This window comes from Marinobacterium iners DSM 11526 (genome assembly GCF_900107855.1).
GTDB lineage: Bacteria > Pseudomonadota > Gammaproteobacteria > Pseudomonadales > Balneatricaceae > Marinobacterium > Marinobacterium iners.
In genome coordinates this window covers 558,809-571,171 of record NZ_FNRJ01000001.1, presented here as the reverse complement: position 1 = coordinate 571,171, position 12,363 = coordinate 558,809, and the positions used below count along the sequence as shown (strand labels likewise).

Here is a 12,363-nt window from a genome sequence, read left to right as displayed (position 1 = left end):
AGTGACCCGTCAGGATCCGGAAGATTCCGTTTTTCTATGTGAAGACTGCAGCTCAGCACAGTAATCGCGCTCGGCAATGGCATCGGTGAACAGCAGATAGTCAGCGGCTACAGGTGCTCCGGGATAACTTTCCGGCAGATAGTCATAGGGTTCCTGGCGTCCCTCCTGCACTGATGTCAGCAACACAGTAACCGCCGGCTTTTCAAGCCAGAGCGGAATCCCCAGGTCATTTCGGGCGTGAATGGTGCCGGTCAGCATGACACCGCTGAGTGCCTTAAGCTGTGCCTGATCAAGACGCTCGGCCATCTGCTGGTCCCGGGCCAGTTGCACCTGTCGCATCCCCTCTAGCGAGTCTTTGGGAAGCTGACCACAATGGCTCTCGAACAGCAGCCGACGCATGTAGTTGGCGTGCAGCTCCCCCATGTCATCGGAGGGTGCGCCCTCTCGATAGACACTGCGTTGCTGTTCACGGGTCAGGTCGGTACCGATGACAGCGGGTGCTCGGTCGAGTGACAGGCGGACCACATCGGCATACAGCGCCCAGCTCCAGCCCGCATTCCAGTTCAAGCTGTCTGGTGTGGTGGTGCTGCCACGCATCAGTGCCTGATCCAGCAGGGGCTGTTGCACTGTTGTTGCCATCTCCAGAGCGACGGCGCCCAGCTGGCCACGATCGGCAAGACTTGCTATCCAGCGCCGTTGCAGCTGATGGTGGTGCGGATTGTCGTGCTGCTCGCCCAGCAGTAACCAGCCATCCGTGGGCAGTTGAGCGAAAAGCTCAGCCTCGGATACAAAGCGTTGCTCGGATAAGCGCCAGAGCTTGCCGCTTAGCGGATGCTCAGCCAGTGCTGGAAACGACAGACCAAGGGCCAGCAACAGCATGATGCGTCGACGCATTACTGCCCCCGGCTCTTCACATCCAGATAATCCCGCTGAATAACGGTTTCGAGCGCGTTCATGGCTGCCACCAGCTCATCGAAGTGTTCACGGCAGGCTGTCAGCTGTTTGATCTGGTCAGATGATGGCGCGTTACCGCCACTGATGTTGGCGATGTCGATCAATTCGCTGATATAGGCCGCACGGGCATGCGCTACCATTGACAGTACAGGCTTCAGGCTGTCCAGACTCAGCTCGGGAATCTTCGGGTTGATGATTTCACGGTTGATGTCGCGGCGCTGTTTTTCCAGCTCCAGCAGCAGGCGATTGTTGTCCTGTGACATGGGCGGTTCCTCGGTGGTTGTCCTTTTCTATTATCCTATACGCAAAAATGCACGGACGGGAGCGCTCAGGATGCGCTTTTCCTGTCGAGCTGGCATACTCCCTGCCAATCTGCAGGCTGGAACAGCTGCCTGCGCTAACGGAATCCAGTGTTCAAGGATCAGTTGATGAGTGTAGAGACCACCTTTGACGGTGATACCGAAAAACTGTCACTGCGCGACTTTACCGAGAAAGCCTATCTCGACTATTCCATGTACGTCATCCTCGATCGGGCGCTGCCCAATATCGGCGATGGCATGAAACCGGTACAGCGCCGTATCGTTTATGCGATGTCGGAGCTGGGGCTGAAGGCCACGGCCAAGTACAAGAAGTCGGCCCGTACCGTGGGTGATGTGCTGGGCAAGTTTCACCCTCATGGTGACTCGGCCTGCTATGAAGCGATGGTGTTGATGGCACAGCCGTTCAGCTACCGCTACCCGCTGGTGGATGGTCAGGGCAACTGGGGCTCGCCGGATGATCCCAAGTCATTTGCTGCCATGCGTTATACCGAATCGCGGCTGGCACCCTATGCTGAGCTGCTGCTGAAGGAGCTGGCGCAGGGCACGGTGAACTGGGTTCCCAACTTTGACGGCACCATGGACGAACCGGAAGTGCTGCCGGCACGGCTGCCCAATGTGCTGCTCAACGGTGGTACCGGGATCGCCGTTGGCATGGCGACCGATATCCCTTCGCACAACCTGCGTGAGGTGGCATCCGCCTGCTGTCATCTGCTGGATTATCCTCAGGCTACGCTGGAAGACCTGTGCAATATTGTGCGTGGTCCGGATATGCCCACCGAGGCAGAGATCATCACGCCGGCGACGGATCTGCGTCAAATCTATACCACCGGCCGCGGCAGTTTCCGCATGCGTGCGATCTGGAACCGGGAAGATGGTGAAGTTGTGGTGACGGCGCTGCCTGCACAGGTATCAGGCGCCAAGGTGCTGGAACAGATTGCCGCCCAGATGCAGCAGAAAAAACTGCCGATGGTGAGTGATCTGCGTGACGAATCCGACCACGAAAATCCGACGCGCTTGGTGATTGTGCCGCGCTCCAACCGGGTCGACTGCGACCAGTTGATGGCGCACCTGTTTGCCACCACGGATCTGGAGCGCAGCTACCGCGTCAACCTGAACATGATCGGCATTGATGGCCGACCGCAGGTCAAGGACCTGCGCCAGATCCTGACCGAGTGGCTCAGCTGGCGGACCAGCGTAGTACGTCGTCGTCTGGAATATCGCCTGCAGAAGGTACGCGATCGTCTGCATATCCTCGAAGGCCTCATGGTGGCCTACCTCAATATTGATGAGGTGATCGCCATCATCCGGGAGGAGGAAAAGCCGAAAAATGAGCTGATGCGCCGTTTTGGCTTGACCGATGTGCAGGCCGATTCAATTCTTGATCTCAAGCTGCGTCACCTGGCGCGACTGGAAGAGATGAAGATCCGGGGCGAGCAGGACGAGCTGAGTGAAGAGCGCCAGCGTCTGGAGGAAACCCTGGGCTCGGATGAGTTGATGCGCAAACTGATCCGGGAAGAGATCGAAGCGGCGGCAGAGGAGTTTGGTGATGCCCGCCGTTCGCCTCTGGCCGAACGCGGCGAGGCGCGTGCCTTCAGTGAAAAGGATCTGCTCAGCGCCGACCCTGTCACGGTGGTGCTGTCCAAGCAGGGCTGGATTCGCGCAGCCAAGGGGCATGATATTGATGCATCGGGGCTCAGCTACAAATCCGGTGATGGCTTCAAACTGGCCTGTGCCGGACGGATGAACCAGCCGACCGTTTTGCTGGACTCGACCGGGCGCAGTTACACGCTGGATACCCATGCGCTGCCTTCGGCACGGGGACAGGGCGAGCCGGTGACCGGTCATATCAGCCTGCCCAAGGGCGCGGTGGTGGATGCACTGGTCTGTGGCCGTGACGAAGACGCGGTGCTGCTGGCCTCGGATGCAGGTTACGGCTTTGTCACCCGGGTTGATCAGCTCACCAGCAAAACCAAAAACGGCAAGGCCGCCCTGACCCTGCCCAAGGGAGCGAAGGTGCTGCAGCCGGTGCTGGTACCGAGTGGTGATGCATTACTGGCGGCGATCAGCAGTGAAGGGCGGCTGCTGGTGTTCCCGGTATCAGAGCTGCCCGAGCTGGCGCGCGGCAAGGGCAACAAGATCATCAACATTCCTTCGGCGCGTGCCGCCAGCGGTGAAGAACTCATGACTCATATCATGCTGCTGGGGCCTGAGGATACGTTGGTGGTGCATGCTGGTCGCCAGCACCTGAAGCTCAAGGGAGTCGAACTGGAACACTATCGCGGTGAACGCGGCCGTCGCGGCAACAAGCTGCCGCGGGGGTATCAGCGGGTTGATGGCATGGAGGTCATCAGCGACTGATAGCTTGCCAGCCAGCCTCCTCAGGAGGTCGGCTGGCTGTTCTGTGCCCCCTGCTGACGTTCATTCAGCTTGCTCAGCAGGTGTCTTGCCTGTTTCTCCAGCAGGGCCTGATAGGATTCGCTGACGCTGAGAATCAGCACCTTGTCTTCATCCTCGCGCCGAATATCCGCTTTCTGCAGCAGGCTCTCCTTCAGCAGCGGCGCTTCGGTCAACGCCGTATGGCTGATCAGCTCATTGCTTTGAGTGGTGCGGGTGAGGAAGTGGGCTTCCTCCTGCATCCGTTCGATGCGATCGTGTGCGCCACGCACCAGGGCCATGTGCAGGTTCATGACCGGCTGGAAAGCGCGAATCTGACTCTGGTTGTACTGCTTGTAGAGATGGGTGAACAACATGGCACAGCAGAGTGCATTGATGCCATGACTGTCCTTGTCATCCGCGTTGGTGAACAGTACGCGCAGGTTGCCATCGCTCATCGGCTCGATGCTGCCGCTGTAGATGCGGGCCACAGAGTTGGCCAGGGTTCGGTAGTTTTTCAGCAGTGCATTGCGCTCGTCATCCTCCACATTGTCGGAGTGGGCGCTTCGGGTGTCGATCAGCAGCAGGTAACCTGCCTCATCGGGAGTCAGCATCAGCTCCAGTTCGTGTTCGAAACTGTACAGGCCCAGTTGTTCCTCGTTGCTACCGAGCTTCAACGGGTTGGGATGCAAGGGGGTATACTCTTCCTCTTGTCCCGTGTGCTCCTCCAACTCCATCTCATCGGTGTCGGGCACCATCGCCTCGTCACTGTCATCGGCCAGATCACTAATGTGCGGTACCTGAGGGATGAAGCTGGGCATGCGGGCATCATCCCGTTCCGGCTTAAGCAGTGACACCAGTTCATCTGTATCAAAACTGGGCTCGCGGCGGTCATCTAACGGATATGCAGCCTTCGGCTCGGTTTCCAGTTCCTGTTCAGGCTTTAGAGGGGCGGACTTAGCCGCCATATCGCCCTGCGAGTCCCGATTCGGTTGTGCGGGAGAGGGTTTGATTTCGGCTTCAACTTGAGCTTGCTCAGGTGGCTGCCTCTTGGTCACAGGGTCCGTATTGTTTGACGCTGCCGGTGTTGGTGAACGGGGCTCCGTACCCGTGTTGTCCATGTCGTCGAAGCTGAAAGCCGGAATGGAGTCTCGGGAAGCGGCAGGGGTCAGTTCACTGACCAGTTCACGGAAATCGGGCTTGGCTTCGGTCTGGTCCGAAACAGGCTGGCGGCGCAGGCTGAGGCCCAGCAGCAATGCAGTCAACAGCAGACTGCCACCCAGCAACAGTGCTGTTTCCAGCAGTTGTCGGTGCAGTAACTGTTCGAAGGGAGTCGGGTTGGTCCAGTAGGTCAGCTGGCCAATGACTTCGTCCCCTTGTACCAGGTCAAGGCTGTGGCCACGCCCCTGAGGCTGCCCCGCCAGCGCGATCAGGGTCTGGTCTGGAGCGGTCAGTCGTAAACCGCTGATCAGGGGCTGTGCCGCAAGTTCGTTGAACATGAAGTTCAGGCTGATACGGTCATCGGATAGTACCAGCGGCTGGATCAGGATGGCGCTGCTGCGGCCAAACATCATACCTACCTCATTGGCCTGCTGGCGTGCAAGGTCGCTGCTGCGCAGGTACTCGAGTACACCGCCCAGGGACAGGCTCAGCAGCAGAATAAGGGCGACCGAGAGCAATGCGCGCAGGGACAGCGAGCGAGGGCTGTGGTGAGTGTCGTCTTGTGGCTCCATGGGGGCTTCTTGCATCGGGTGACTGATAGCGAAAGATAGATGTCCGATGATAGCAACAATCATCTCAAGGTCACAGCAATACCCCCGCAGCATAAACCAGCTTTTTGCAGCACCAAAAGACCTTTTGTGTCACTGGCGTTATACTGTGCGGCTGACAATGTCCAAGCGGATAGACGATGATGGATGTAGCACAGTATATGACCCAACTCGGTGAACAGGCACGCGCGGCTTCACGTCTGATGGCCCGTGCTGACACCGACAGTAAGAACAAGGCTCTGCTGGCCATGGCTGAGGCGATTGATGCCCGCCGTGAAGCGCTGGCAGAGGCAAACCGTACCGATATGGAAAACGGTCGCGACAAAGGGCTGGATGACGCATTGCTGGACCGGCTTGAGCTTACTCCGGCCCGTATTGACGGCATGATCGAGGGGTTGCGCCAGGTCGCGGCGCTGCCGGACCCGATCGGCGCGATTCGCGACATGAGCTATCGCCCGTCCGGCATTCAGGTTGGCAAGATGCGCGTACCCTTGGGGGTTATCGGCATCATTTACGAGTCGCGTCCCAATGTGACCTGCGAAGCGGCAAGCCTGTGCCTGAAATCCGGCAACGCGGCGATTCTGCGCGGTGGGTCGGAAGCGATCCATTCCAATCAGGCGATTGCAACCTGCATCGCAGAAGGACTGAAAGCTGCTGGCTTGCCTCATGAAGCGGTACAGGTGGTGGAAACCACAGACCGTGAGGCTGTTGGCCGTCTGATTACGATGCCTGAATATGTCGACGTCATCGTGCCACGTGGCGGTAAGGGCCTGATCGAACGGATCAGCAACGATGCCCGCGTGCCGGTGATCAAGCATCTGGACGGTATCTGCCATGTGTATATTGATGCCGAGGCCGACCGTACCAAAGCGCTGAATATCGCCATCAACGCCAAAACGCATCGCTATGGCACCTGCAACACCATGGAAACCCTGCTGGTTGACGCGGCCGTGGCCGGTGAGCTGCTGCCGGAGCTGGCGGAGCACTATGAGCAGCTGGGCGTTGAGTTGCGTGGCTGTGAGCGTACCCTTGCGCTGCTGCCGCGACTGAATGCGGCCACCGATGCTGACTGGGACACCGAGTACCTGGCGCCGATTCTGTCGATTCGGATTGTGGATGGCATGGATGAAGCGATTGCACACATCAATCGCCACAGTTCACAGCACACCGATGCCATTATCACCGAGAACTACACCAAGGCGCGTGCGTTCCTGCGCGAGGTGGATTCCAGCTCGGTGATGGTGAATGCATCGACCCGTTTTGCCGATGGTTTCGAATATGGTCTTGGCGCCGAGATCGGCATCTCCACGGACAAAATCCATGCGCGGGGTCCGGTGGGGCTGGAAGGGCTGACATCGGAAAAATACATCGTGCTGGGTGACGGTCAGGTTCGCAGCTGATGCCGCCGCTGGTGTTCATGGGTGGAACCTTCGACCCTGTTCACAATGGCCACCTGCGTACGGCGCTGGAACTGCAGCAGTGGCTTGAAGTCGAACAGGTCTGTCTGATCCCTTCCGGCGAGCCGGTACACCGTGGTCGGCCCGGCTGCACAGCGCGTGAACGGCTTGAAATGGTGCAGTTGGCAGTGGCAGACGAACCGGCACTTTGTGCCGATGCGCGAGAAGTCGAAGCGGATGAGCCTTCATACTCACTGCTGACGCTGCAGTCATTGCGGCAGGAGCGCGGGCCCGGTTGCCCCATTGTCATGACCATGGGTATGGATGCCTTTCAGACGTTGGAGCGTTGGCACCGTTGGCAGGCGTTTCTGGATTATGCCCATATTCTGGTTATTGCACGGCCGGGCTATGTTGACAGTGATCTCAGCCCAGTGCTGCAGGCGCTGTTGCAGCAGCATCGAAGCCGTGATCATAAGGAGCTGCTTGGATTGCCCTCAGGGCGTATTCATATTCAGGAATTAACCCCGCTGGGGATATCCGCCACCCAGATCAGGCAGTTGATAGCGTCCGGACAGTCGCCGCGCTATCTGTTACCTGAGCCGGTGTGGCACTATATCAGCCTGCATGAACTTTATGGTTTTCACTCAAAAGAGAAGGTACAAAGCGCTAATGCAAACTGAGCAACTGCGTGAACTGGTGCACAGTGCACTGGAAGATATCAAGGCCCGTGACATCACTGAAATTGATGTGCGCGGCAAGTCCAGTGTGACCGATTACATGGTTATCGCCAGCGGCACTTCCAAGCGGCACGTGATGTCCGTGGCACAGGAGGTGCTCGACAAGGTCAAGGCGTCTGGTCTGCAACCCGTGGGCACCGAAGGCCAGGCGGTGGGTGACTGGATACTGGTGGATCTGGGCGATGTGATCGTACATGTGATGATGCCGGATGCACGCAGCTTCTATGATCTGGAACGTCTGTGGCGGTTTGATGCCGAAGACAGCGCAGAGCCTGTGCAGGAGTAAGCACTGAAGTATGCGTATTCGCCTGCTTGCCGTTGGTAACCGCGTGCCTGCCTGGGTTGAGGAGGGCTATAACGAGTATGCCCGTCGCCTGCCGCCGGACTTCCAGCTGGAGTTGGTGGAGCTGACGCCGGGCCATCGAGGCAAGAATGCCGACATCGCCCGCGCCATTCGCAGTGAAGGTGATGCCATGCTCGCGGCCATCGGCAAGGGGGACCGGGTGGTGGCGCTGGATGTGAAAGGTCGCCCCTGGTCAACTCCACAGCTGGCCGAGCAGTCCGAACAGTGGCGCATGGACGGCCGCAATATCAGCCTGCTGATCGGTGGGCCTGATGGCCTTGATCCGCGAGCCCTTGCATTGGCCGATCAGAAGTGGTCGTTGTCTGCACTTACGTTGCCGCACCCGCTGGTGCGAGTGGTACTCGCTGAACAGCTCTACCGTGCCTGGACCATTCTCCAGGGCCACCCTTACCATAAATAGTGGCGCACCATGGCACCCTTTGAGCGCTTGAAGGACTATTCTCAGGAAAGCATCACCTTTACCAACCGGGCCGCTTTTGCCTTCGGCTGTGTACTGTTGTTGATGCTGATACTGATTGGGCGCGTTTACTATCTGCAGGTGATCGAGTTTGACCGCTATGCGGCCATATCCGAAAAAAATCGAGTGCAGCTACAGCCCGTTGCCCCTCGTCGAGGGCTTATCTATGATCGCAACGGGGTGCTGTTGGCCGATAACCAGCCCAACTTTTCTATCACTCTGCTGAAAGAGGAAGTGCAGGATCTCGATACCACACTGGCCGAACTGGCCGAGCTGATTGAATTGAGTGAGCGTGATATCGAGCGTTTCGAGCAGCGTCTGCAACAGCGCCGGCGACCGTTCGAAACGGTTCCGTTACGTTTTGGTCTGAGCGAAGACGAAATCGCCCGTATTTCACTGAATTACCATCGGCTCCCCGGTGTGCAGGTTGAAGCTGACCTGATCCGGCGCTACCCCTACGGAGAATCCCTGGCGCATGCGCTGGGCTATGTAGGCAGGATAAACGAGCGTGAGTTGGGGCAGGTCGACCCGATCAACTATGCCGCCACACACTATATTGGCAAGCTGGGTATCGAGCGGTTCTATGAAGACCTTCTGCACGGGCAAGTGGGTTTCCAGAAGGTAGAGACCAATGCCCGGGGGCGTATTCTGCGCGTGCTTGAACGGGAAGACCCGGTGCCGGGACAGAATATACAGCTGAGTCTGGATCTGCGCCTGCAGCAGTTTTCCGAGTCTCTGTTAGAGGGACGGCGAGCTTCCATTGTGGCGATTGAGCCAGGCAGCGGCGAAATACTGGCACTGGTCAGTACACCGGGTTATGACCCCAACCTGTTCGTGACCGGAATCTCCAGTCGTGACTACAGCGCTTTGCGTGACTCTATTGATCTGCCATTGTTCAACCGTGCTCTGCGGGGCGGTTATCCACCGGGATCCACCATCAAGCCGGTCATCGCGCTGGCGGCACTGGAAACGGATACGATTACGCCAGAAAAAAGAGTTTGGGACCCCGGCTTCTATCAGATAAATCAGAATGGCCGCCGCTATCGTGACTGGAAGCGTAGCGGCCATGGCTGGGTCAATCTAAACGATGCCCTGGCCGAATCCTGCGATGTCTGGTTCTATGAGGTGGGTCACAAGATGGGCGTTGACCCGATGTCAGACTTCCTCGGTCGTTTCGGAGTGGGGGCGGATACCAGTCTGGACCTGCCGGAAGCCATTACCTCCTTTCTGCCCTCGAGGGAGTGGAAAGAGAATGATCGTCGCCTGCCCTGGTACCCTGGTGACTCGATCAACCTGAGTATAGGACAGGGCTTTCTGGTTATGACGCCACTGCAGCTGGCAACGACAGCCTCCGTGTTGGCCAACCGTGGGCGTTGGGTACAGCCGCATATGCTGCAGGGGCTGGTGCCGGAGCTGGGAGACACCCCTGTGCCGTTTAATCCGATCTACCGACGCAAGCCAAAGCCGGCTGATGTTGTACTCAAAAATCCTGACCATTGGGATCACGTGATTGATGGCATGGTGTCGGTCATGCATGGCGCAAAAGGTACTGCTCGCCGCTCCGCCCAAGGGGCGCGGTATCGTATCGCGGGCAAGACCGGTACGGCCCAGGTGGTTGGTATTGCGCAGGATGCGGAATACGATGCTGAAGCACTGGCAGAACGGCACCGTGACCATGCCCTGTTTATTGCGTTCGCGCCAGCGGATAATCCCCGTATAGCTGTGGCCGTCGTGGTCGAAAATGGGGGCGGTGGGTCGAGTACCGCAGCTCCCATTGCACGTGAAGTGATGGATGCCTGGCTCGTAGGCGATTACAACAATGACCTGCAGGTGAAACCATGAGTAATCGTGACTTTCAACGCACCATGCCAGGCAGCAATGTGCACCTTCAACGGTCGAATGGGCTCTGGCGCTATACCCACCTGGATGGTTGGTTGTTGCTGTTACTGCTGCTGCTGTGTGGGTTTGGTCTTTTTGTGCTCTACAGTGCCTCAGGGCAGGATTTTGGCTATGTGAAGCGCCAGGCCGTCAGAATGGGGGCCGGCTTTGTGGTCATCCTGGCGCTGGCACAGATCCAGCCCAGAACCTATCGGTTTCTGGCTCCGCTGGCCTATCTAGCCGGGGTTGGTTTGCTGCTCGGTGTGCTGTTCTTTGGTGTTGGTGCCAAGGGTGCGCAGCGCTGGTTGGAATTGCCGGGATTCCGCTTTCAGCCCTCAGAATTGATGAAGCTGGCGGTGCCTTTGATGGTTGCCGCCTGGTTGACGCGACAACAGTTGCCACCCACTTTTCGGCATCTGCTCAGTACGCTGGTACTGTTGGCAATCCCCACCGCTTTGATCATGAAGCAGCCCGATCTTGGGACTTCATTGTTAATCGCGGCTTCAGGTGTGTTCGTTATTCTGCTTTCGGGTGTCTATTGGCGCTGGATTTTTATTGCCCTTGGACTGGTTGGGGCTGCCTTGCCGGCGCTCTGGGCCATTATGAAAGACTATCAGCGTCAGCGGGTACTTACTTTCCTGGACCCTGAAAGTGATCCGCTGGGGGCAGGCTGGAACATTATCCAGTCCAAAACCGCCATTGGCTCCGGTGGCCTGCCGGGCAAGGGTTGGCTGCATGGCACCCAGTCACAGCTCGATTTCCTGCCGGAGTCGCATACCGACTTCATTATTGCGGTAATTGGTGAAGAGCTGGGAATGTCCGGCGTATTGATTCTGCTGGCGCTATACCTGTTGATCATTGCTCGAGGGCTGATTATTGCGGTGCAGGCACAAGACAGCTTTTCTCGCCTGCTGGCCGGCAGTATTACGCTGACTTTTTTTGTATATGTGTTCGTGAATATCGGAATGGTGACCGGGTTGCTGCCGGTGGTGGGGGTACCCCTGCCAATGGTCAGTTACGGCGGGACCTCAATTGTGACGCTGATGGCGGGGTTTGGCATACTGATGTCCATCAGGACACACAGACAGATGCTGACCCGCTGAGGGAGAGATGGAATGCGCAAGAAGATCGGAACACTGCTGCTGACGGGACTGGTGCTGGCCGGAGCAGGCACAGGTTATGCGGCTGACGGATATGACACTCATCCACTCGCCGACGACGTAGTAACCAGGCTCGCTGAACAGGGCTTTGATGCTGATGAAGTGCGTAAGGTACTGGCTGAAGCTCAGCGACAGGAGTCGATTCTGGAAGCGATTTCGCGCCCTGCGGAGCGCCGCCTGACCTGGGGTGAGTATCGCAAGATTTTTGTGGAACCGAACCGGATCAGTCAGGGAGTCAGCTTCTGGAATGAGCATGAAGACACCCTCAAGCGAGCAGAAGAAACCTACGGTGTCCCGGCGGAGATTATCGTTGCCATTATCGGTGTCGAGACTCGCTACGGCCGTATCATGGGACGTTATCGAGTACTGGATGCCCTGGCGACACTCGGCTTTGATTACCCAAAACGGGCTGATTTCTTCAGGGGACAGCTGATCGAGTTCATGCAGATGGTGCGAGAGGAAGATCTCGATCCCACTGAGCTGGTGGGTTCCTATGCCGGTGCCATGGGGTATGGCCAGTTCATCCCCTCGAGTTTCCGCAACTACGCTGTGGACTTCGATGCTGATGGCAAGCGCAATATCTGGAGCAACAAGGTTGATGCCATTGGCAGTGTCGCCAACTATTTTAATAAGCATGGCTGGAAGGCCGGTGAACCGGTACGTTCCAACGTGGTCATGAATGAACCGGCTGACCCTCAATGGGTTAATGCTGGCCTTAAGCCCGAAGTCAGTCTGGCCGAGTGGGAGGCGCGAGGTGTCTCCACGCGACGTAACCTTGATCCGGAACAGAAGGCAACCCTGATGGAACTGACCATGGATGACGGCGAGCATTACTGGTTCGGGCTGCATAACTTTTATGTCATTACCCGCTATAACCATAGCCACCTCTATGCCATGGCGGTGTATGAGCTGAGTCAGGCGATTCGTGAAGCACGTGAATCACAGGGGCGTTGA

The 12,363-nt window shown here is 57.8% G+C and carries 11 protein-coding genes; 8 read left to right on the top strand and 3 right to left on the bottom strand.

The genetic code is table 11. From position 1 onward, the window contains the following. Positions 1-9 precede the first annotated feature (9 nt). Together BLV48_RS02745 and BLV48_RS02740 are read right to left on the bottom strand one after the other, a co-directional pair. Positions 10-894 carry a ChaN family lipoprotein gene (locus BLV48_RS02745; RefSeq protein ID WP_091822669.1) on the bottom strand — a complete coding sequence of 295 codons (885 nt, stop codon included), beginning with the start codon at positions 892-894 and terminating at the stop codon, positions 10-12. Continuing rightward, entirely contained in the window at positions 894-1,217 is a 324-nt protein-coding gene (locus BLV48_RS02740; RefSeq protein WP_091822666.1) for a hypothetical protein, read from the bottom strand. The genes BLV48_RS02745 and BLV48_RS02740 overlap by 1 nt, the downstream gene beginning before the upstream one ends. A 165-nt stretch (positions 1,218-1,382) precedes the next feature. Here BLV48_RS02740 and parC point away from each other — a divergent pair, with 165 nt between their 5' ends. Continuing rightward, positions 1,383-3,632: a DNA topoisomerase IV subunit A gene (parC, locus tag BLV48_RS02735; RefSeq protein WP_175527550.1), complete on the top strand. Its 2,250-nt coding sequence runs from the start codon at positions 1,383-1,385 to the stop codon at positions 3,630-3,632. A gap of 20 nt (positions 3,633-3,652) precedes the next feature. On the opposite strand, the gene BLV48_RS02730 is transcribed toward parC, so the two are convergent. Continuing rightward, positions 3,653-5,380, bottom strand: coding sequence for a hypothetical protein (locus BLV48_RS02730; protein WP_091822665.1), 1,728 nt, complete (start codon positions 5,378-5,380; stop codon positions 3,653-3,655). 179 nt (positions 5,381-5,559) lie between these two features. On the opposite strand from BLV48_RS02730, the gene BLV48_RS02725 reads away from it, so the two are divergent. Genes BLV48_RS02725 through mltB form a run of 7 tightly spaced genes read left to right on the top strand, consistent with a single transcriptional unit; the run spans position 5,560 to position 12,363 of the window. Continuing rightward, complete coding sequence (locus tag BLV48_RS02725; RefSeq protein WP_091822904.1) at positions 5,560-6,816, top strand: glutamate-5-semialdehyde dehydrogenase; 1,257 nt, start codon at positions 5,560-5,562, stop codon at positions 6,814-6,816. Then, positions 6,816-7,493: a nicotinate-nucleotide adenylyltransferase gene (gene nadD, locus BLV48_RS02720; RefSeq protein ID WP_091822662.1), complete on the top strand. Its 678-nt coding sequence runs from the start codon at positions 6,816-6,818 to the stop codon at positions 7,491-7,493. The genes BLV48_RS02725 and nadD overlap by 1 nt, the downstream gene beginning before the upstream one ends. Beyond that, positions 7,483-7,836 carry a ribosome silencing factor gene (rsfS, locus tag BLV48_RS02715; protein ID WP_091822659.1) on the top strand — a complete coding sequence of 118 codons (354 nt, stop codon included), beginning with the start codon at positions 7,483-7,485 and terminating at the stop codon, positions 7,834-7,836. The genes nadD and rsfS overlap by 11 nt, the downstream gene beginning before the upstream one ends. Positions 7,837-7,846: 10 nt before the next feature. Next, positions 7,847-8,314, top strand: a complete 468-nt coding sequence (gene rlmH, locus BLV48_RS02710; RefSeq protein ID WP_091822656.1) for a 23S rRNA (pseudouridine(1915)-N(3))-methyltransferase RlmH — start codon at positions 7,847-7,849, stop codon at positions 8,312-8,314. Between the two features lie 9 nt (positions 8,315-8,323). After that, entirely contained in the window at positions 8,324-10,213 is a 1,890-nt protein-coding gene (mrdA, locus tag BLV48_RS02705; RefSeq protein ID WP_091822654.1) for a penicillin-binding protein 2, read from the top strand. After that, the gene (gene rodA / locus BLV48_RS02700; protein ID WP_091822651.1) at positions 10,210-11,352 is read left to right on the top strand and encodes a rod shape-determining protein RodA; all 1,143 of its coding nucleotides are present in this window, start codon (positions 10,210-10,212) and stop codon (positions 11,350-11,352) included. The genes mrdA and rodA overlap by 4 nt, the downstream gene beginning before the upstream one ends. Positions 11,353-11,364: 12 nt before the next feature. After that, positions 11,365-12,363 carry a lytic murein transglycosylase B gene (gene mltB / locus BLV48_RS02695; protein ID WP_091822649.1) on the top strand — a complete coding sequence of 333 codons (999 nt, stop codon included), beginning with the start codon at positions 11,365-11,367 and terminating at the stop codon, positions 12,361-12,363.

Excerpts from the sequence above, each read along its gene's own strand:
- BLV48_RS02745 (WP_091822669.1), bottom strand. The coding sequence starts at position 894 with ATGCGTCGACGCATCATGCTGTTGCTGGCCCTTGGTCTGTCGTTTCCA.
- BLV48_RS02740 (WP_091822666.1), bottom strand. The coding sequence starts at position 1,217 with ATGTCACAGGACAACAATCGCCTGCTGCTGGAGCTGGAAAAACAGCGC.
- parC (WP_175527550.1), top strand. The coding sequence starts at position 1,383 with ATGAGTGTAGAGACCACCTTTGACGGTGATACCGAAAAACTGTCACTG.
- BLV48_RS02730 (WP_091822665.1), bottom strand. The coding sequence starts at position 5,380 with ATGGAGCCACAAGACGACACTCACCACAGCCCTCGCTCGCTGTCCCTG.
- BLV48_RS02725 (WP_091822904.1), top strand. The coding sequence starts at position 5,560 with ATGGATGTAGCACAGTATATGACCCAACTCGGTGAACAGGCACGCGCG.
- nadD (WP_091822662.1), top strand. The coding sequence starts at position 6,816 with ATGCCGCCGCTGGTGTTCATGGGTGGAACCTTCGACCCTGTTCACAAT.
- rsfS (WP_091822659.1), top strand. The coding sequence starts at position 7,483 with ATGCAAACTGAGCAACTGCGTGAACTGGTGCACAGTGCACTGGAAGAT.
- rlmH (WP_091822656.1), top strand. The coding sequence starts at position 7,847 with ATGCGTATTCGCCTGCTTGCCGTTGGTAACCGCGTGCCTGCCTGGGTT.
- mrdA (WP_091822654.1), top strand. The coding sequence starts at position 8,324 with ATGGCACCCTTTGAGCGCTTGAAGGACTATTCTCAGGAAAGCATCACC.
- rodA (WP_091822651.1), top strand. The coding sequence starts at position 10,210 with ATGAGTAATCGTGACTTTCAACGCACCATGCCAGGCAGCAATGTGCAC.
- mltB (WP_091822649.1), top strand. The coding sequence starts at position 11,365 with ATGCGCAAGAAGATCGGAACACTGCTGCTGACGGGACTGGTGCTGGCC.